Origin of the sequence: Chlorogloeopsis sp. ULAP02 (assembly GCF_038404745.2) — a bacterium.
In the GTDB taxonomy this organism is placed as follows: Bacteria; Cyanobacteriota; Cyanobacteriia; order Cyanobacteriales; family Nostocaceae; genus Chlorogloeopsis.
This window is the reverse complement of record NZ_JAYKTT020000013.1, coordinates 1-4,954: the sequence shown is the minus strand read 5'-3', so window position 1 is coordinate 4,954 and position 4,954 is coordinate 1. Positions and strand designations below refer to the sequence as shown.

The 4,954-nt window shown below is 38.2% G+C and carries 8 protein-coding genes; 2 read left to right on the top strand and 6 right to left on the bottom strand.

Annotation, left to right across the window (positions count from 1 at the left end):
• The first annotated feature begins 37 nt into the window (after window positions 1-37).
• Window positions 38-325: a hypothetical protein gene (locus U2718_RS07990; RefSeq protein WP_411813248.1), complete on the top strand. Its 288-nt coding sequence runs from the start codon at window positions 38-40 to the stop codon at window positions 323-325.
• A 385-nt stretch (window positions 326-710) separates the two neighbouring features.
• On the opposite strand, the gene U2718_RS07985 is transcribed toward U2718_RS07990, so the two are convergent.
• Window positions 711-1,106 carry a hypothetical protein gene (locus U2718_RS07985; RefSeq protein ID WP_341999934.1) on the bottom strand — a complete coding sequence of 132 codons (396 nt, stop codon included), beginning with the start codon at window positions 1,104-1,106 and terminating at the stop codon, window positions 711-713.
• Window positions 1,107-1,132: 26 nt separating this feature from the next.
• Entirely contained in the window at window positions 1,133-1,828 is a 696-nt protein-coding gene (locus U2718_RS07980; RefSeq protein ID WP_341999938.1) for a polymorphic toxin-type HINT domain-containing protein, read from the bottom strand.
• 194 nt (window positions 1,829-2,022) lie between these two features.
• On the opposite strand from U2718_RS07980, the gene U2718_RS07975 reads away from it, so the two are divergent.
• The gene (locus U2718_RS07975) at window positions 2,023-2,175 is read left to right on the top strand and encodes a hypothetical protein (RefSeq protein ID WP_341999932.1); all 153 of its coding nucleotides are present in this window, start codon (window positions 2,023-2,025) and stop codon (window positions 2,173-2,175) included.
• 65 nt (window positions 2,176-2,240) lie between these two features.
• Here the strand turns inward: U2718_RS07975 and U2718_RS07970 are convergent, their stop codons facing one another.
• The 4 genes from U2718_RS07970 to U2718_RS07955 all read right to left on the bottom strand — a co-directional run.
• Window positions 2,241-2,648, bottom strand: coding sequence for a hypothetical protein (locus tag U2718_RS07970; RefSeq protein ID WP_341999930.1), 408 nt, complete (start codon window positions 2,646-2,648; stop codon window positions 2,241-2,243).
• On the bottom strand, window positions 2,642-3,799 hold the full coding sequence (locus tag U2718_RS07965; protein ID WP_341999928.1) for a polymorphic toxin-type HINT domain-containing protein: 1,158 nt from the start codon (window positions 3,797-3,799) through the stop codon (window positions 2,642-2,644). Before U2718_RS07965 ends, U2718_RS07970 begins: the two co-directional genes overlap by 7 nt.
• A 32-nt stretch (window positions 3,800-3,831) precedes the next feature.
• On the bottom strand, window positions 3,832-4,197 hold the full coding sequence (locus U2718_RS07960) for a hypothetical protein (RefSeq protein ID WP_341999926.1): 366 nt from the start codon (window positions 4,195-4,197) through the stop codon (window positions 3,832-3,834).
• A 24-nt stretch (window positions 4,198-4,221) separates the two neighbouring features.
• On the bottom strand, window positions 4,222-4,954 hold a 733-nt coding region (locus U2718_RS07955), incomplete at its 5' end, for a polymorphic toxin-type HINT domain-containing protein (protein WP_411813247.1).

The following is a 4,954-nucleotide window of genomic DNA, read 5'->3' as shown; positions in this document are numbered from 1 at the left end:
TACAACTTTTATCAAGATACAAATTTTGCACTACTTCGTGTCACAACCCGACAAATGGTCTCCTGATATGATCGCTGCACGGTCAAAAGCGCGTCCTTGGCAGATGGACAGGCTAAAGATGGCAGAACAATTGCGCGAAAATCCAGGGGTTGAGTTTATGATGGAATGTTGGGCGGACGACCCAGCGAGTGCGGATTGTGATCAAGAAATTGGTGGCGAAATGTCCGCAGTGGGGATTGGTGGCGGCAGATGGGGTACTGGTGAAGTGGCAGGGGTAGCCCTCTTCTGCCACTTGCGGAAAACAATAATCGGAGCGAAACTCTGAAACGTTGATTTAATAAAGTTTTGAGTTTTTCTTTTCTAACAGAAACTAAAATTTCTAGCAAAAACTCAAAAGTAAAGCTCTCAAAGGCTTTCAGGAATTGGCTTCTCCCAAAATGACACAACAGGGATAATTATCTGTCTCGCCCTTCTTTACTTCCTCAATATTAAACCTGAATCCTTACATTATTTGTAATTAATAGTCAATGTTTTTTGCTATTTTAATTTGCAGATATGATAATAAAACCTTCTCGTTGTTTTTCGTATTTCAGATTATCTTCACCCAACCTACAGAATCGATGCGATTCTACTTACTTAATACCCTCAGTCGTGAGAATTTCTGTACCTGCAATAAAGCAATTTTTTATATGTAGTAAGGTCGTCTCTTTTTAAGAAAGCTTTGATTTATCTCTAATAGCTTTACATTTTAATGCATATTTAGCTAAAGTTAGATCGCTATCATTAATAGCGGTATCTAGCAATTCTTGTGGACAATCTAGACGTTTAATAATGTCAAATATCATAGCTCTGCCCATTGAGTAATCTGGATCGTTCTTCCCTAACTTGTAGAGTATATAAAACTTTTCTGGAGGAATAAATTTATTTGCTTCTAAGAAAGCTCGAAAAGCTCCCCATCGATAATGCTCTGTCCTGTGATCTTCTCCTTTCATGTATTCTTTTTTAATCAAAGCAAAATTTTCGCTAGTTATTATTCCCACTTCAATCCATTCTTTACTGAATTGAAGTCTAACAAAATCTGGGTCTTCAATTATCTGATAATCCATAATTAACTATGAAAAGGTCTGAAATATTATTGATTTGGCAAATCTTGATACTTGAGCCACTGAATAATTTTTTTTAATTTCTTCCGGATGAGTGGTAAATTTTCATCAATAACCTTCTGTTGTTTAGTAGTTGGAGATGGATCACCCGGCATAGTTTCTCCACTAATTTTGATTCTGGTTTCTGGCCCACCTCCTATAATGTGAACATGGGCGGGTGCATGATCGTTACTTCTATAATTATGAACTATCTTGACTTCCCCCTTCTCAGCAACTACTTTGTCTGGTAATGTCGGTTCTGTATATTTTCCGCCTTGTTTATAATTTGGAATGGGACACTGGGTATTATGAACCAGAACTCCCAAATCCGAGACGAAGTAAGTGTGCCATCCCTCAACAGCGAAGTTGTAGACGGTAAAGTCACCCTCACGCTTCTCAATCTTATCTACGTCAATGATTCTGCTATCATCCGTTTGTAGCAGCGACCCAACTTCTAAGTTTTTGGCTTCCACCCAACCCTTATCAGGTGTCCAGAAAGGATGTTCCTCTGTTGTGGAGATAACTTCCCCATCAATGTAAATATCAACCAGTTTATTTGTATGACGGACAACAGTATTTAATACCTGCCGTGCTTCAATCTCTCCTGGAGTAGTTGGATCATCAGCAATTACCCAATCGCCAACCTGAATATCCTCAATATTCTTGATACCTTCAGTGGTAAGAATTTCTGTGCTTGTAACAAAGAAAATCCCGGTTTTTGTGCAAATCTCAAAGGAATCTTTTCAAAGGTGCTAAGTTAGATTTTTATAAAATATCTTTTGGTGGCAAATAATATTAATGTTGATATTATTGTTGGGTTTGGCTTCGCTCCACCCAACGATCGCTTGACTTTAAGACAGTCGCTACGAGGAATTACTAGATGCTCTTGTTAAATAAGAAGCACCAACATATCCAGCGCTATCTTCTAGAACCTCTCAACTTTAAAAGTATGTTGTGGGCATTGCTCACCTTACTAACTAGCGAGGGTTTGGTTTTACGCCATGTGGCGATAGTTACCTATAAAGTTATTTAAAAAGTCTTCTATATCATCGAGGTTTTAGATCCTATTTAGAGTATTTGTCAATTTGTAGTATTCATTTAGCGACAAGTCTTTTGATAGTTTGTCAAAAGTGTTTGAACTTCTGACCCCAATTGTTGCTCGTCCATTTCCCACTCGTATTCAGGTGATGGGCTGAATGCACTACAGGCGCTATGTACGCCATTAATCATCCTAGAAAAATCCATCATTTCAGTAAGACCCCAAAGCTCGCTATACAGTTTTCCAAATTCTTCAGCAGTTAGTTCACCACGCAGACGTGCCTCAACCAATTTTTGATCGTATGGCTCATCCCAGGTTTTTTTTATACTTTCCTGAATATCTCTATAGTTCATCCATAAAGTAGTCAAGTCTGAGCAAAAATCTTCTACTGAAGCTTCATGAGCCAGAAATCTTTGGATGAGAGAACAACACTGTGATTCAATTTTACACAAGTCATTTTTTACCATATATTCCCCGTTGTAAGTAAATCATTCACCTGGTTAGGATTTAATTTCCACCCTGCAACAAAACTATCGTTAGCGTCAATCGCTACCCATAAATTTGTAGATGGATCGAAATAATGAGTAACTGATGTTTTCCACCGAAAAGTTCCAGGAATTTGTTGAGGAGCGTTATCTATATGATTTTGTAGAACTTTCTGGAATTCACTCCCATTAGTTTTATTCCAGTTACCAGTAATTCCAAAATCACCTGCATGTTTGAATTCATGTTGCAGTTTTTCGGGTTTAAAACACGCATTATGAACCAGAATCCCTAAGTCAGAAACAAAATAAGTATGAAATCCCTCAACATTGAAATTGTAAACCTGAAACTGCCCTTCCCGCTTCTCGACCCTATCAACATCAATAATCCTGCCATCTTCAGTTTGCAACAATGACCCTACTTGCAAATCCTTCGCTTCCACCCAACCTTTATCAGGTGTCCAGAAAGGATGTTCGCCTGTAGTTGAAATAACCTCACCATCAACATATAGGTCAACTAAAGCAGTAGTTTCCCTCACAAAAGTATCTAATACCTGCCGTGCTTCAATCTCCCCTGGAGTATTGGGGTCATCAGCAATTACCCAATCGCCAACCTGAATATCCTCAATATTCTTGATACCCTCAGTGGTGAGAATTTCTGTACCTGCAACAAAACAATTTCCGGTCTTAGTGATTGTGTTTTTCGTAGATGGCAGAACATTATCCACACCTTCAGCACCAGTATTAATCGCCTTATTAGCAGCAAAGAACTTCTTAGTACCTAAGATTGACCCAGCAAAAGGCACGTAAGCCAGCAGGTTCCAAGCATCTTCCCGTTCAAACTTACCGTTATCTTGATAACTCTGGTAAAGATTATAAGTAGCTTGAGCAGCACCATAGACATCTAAAGCAGTATCGATCCGAGATACCCACTTGAGAGGGCCAATTGTAGTTTTTGCCCAAGTAGCAGCTTTCATGCCTACCAAGAACGAAACGCCGATCCCCGCAACATTACCAGCGTTGTACAGCATTGCATGGTTGGGTTCAATCTTCTTGCCAGTAGTGTATTCATACACATCAGTTAAGAAACCACCAGACACGCCACTAGCAAAACCCGCACCCCATTCACCAAACATACCAGTGTATTAAAAATGAGGTTATTTAGTATTTAGGATTGCTGTGAAATATTTTTGCTATCTGTCTCCCAGCATGAAATACATAGAGTAATTTGATTATCCCCTAAACGTTTCATATCTTCAGGTGAAAATGACATATTACACTGTTCATCATATTCATAATACACCCACACTGATATATCATCTTTATTAACTCCAACTCTAGAGAGTTTTTGATATTTTCCTTCTAAAAGGTTTAAAAATTTATCTATGAAATTTACTGGGGGGTCTAAAGCTTCTTCAATCAGTGTTTGCTCCCAATATGAATTATTGGAAGTGTTATTAATTCCCAAAATATCATTGACTATTTTTATTTTGTCGTTTCCACAATCAATTCTCAAAATATATGTATACTTCACGACTTTGCTCCAATTTATTCTTATTTACTCATCAAGTAGATCAGGGGTATCTGATACATCAGGTATATCACTCTTGCCAAAAAAATCTGATGCTGAGAGATCTGTTTTAAAACTTTTTCCTTTAAATTGGCCTGTTCCTGTCAATACTATCTTCCCATTCACAACTTTAATATCAGGGTTTTTACCAACCTTGCCTTGAAATTTCCCTGCTTTGCTTAAAATATTAGGTTTAATATCCTTGTGAAAAACATCACTATCAGCTTTTACTCCATCCCCAAAGTAAATATCTTTCCGGGCATTATGTACTAAAATTCCAAGTTCTGAAACATAATATGTATGGAACTCTTCAACACTAAAGTTATAAACTTCAAACTGCCCTTCCCGCTTCTCTACTCTATCAACATCAATAACCCTGCCATCCTCAGTTTGCAGCAATGACCCTACCTGCAAATCTTTCGCTTCCACCCAACCCTTATCAGGAGTCCAGAAAGGATGTTCGCCTGTAGTTGAAATCACCTCTCCATCAATATACAGGTCAACTAAAGCAGTAGTTTGACGTATAAACGTATCTGTTACTTGCCGTGCTTCAATCTCCCCTGGAGTAGTTGGGTCATCAGCAATTACCCAATCGCCAACCTGAATATCCTCAATATTTTTTATACCCTCAGTGGTTAGGATTTCTGTACCTGCAACAAAGCAATTCCCGAATTTAGTTGCAGTATCTTGAGTTTTTATAACATAATTAGGCCCTTTATTA

What these genes read in the sequence shown, in the direction of transcription:
- U2718_RS07975 (WP_341999932.1), top strand. Translation starts at nt 2,023, where the DNA reads ATGCTCTTGTTAAATAAGAAGCACCAACATATCCAGCGCTATCTTCTA.
- U2718_RS07970 (WP_341999930.1), bottom strand. Translation starts at nt 2,648, where the DNA reads ATGGTAAAAAATGACTTGTGTAAAATTGAATCACAGTGTTGTTCTCTC.
- U2718_RS07965 (WP_341999928.1), bottom strand. Translation starts at nt 3,799, where the DNA reads ATGTTTGGTGAATGGGGTGCGGGTTTTGCTAGTGGCGTGTCTGGTGGT.
- U2718_RS07985 (WP_341999934.1), bottom strand. Translation starts at nt 1,106, where the DNA reads ATGGATTATCAGATAATTGAAGACCCAGATTTTGTTAGACTTCAATTC.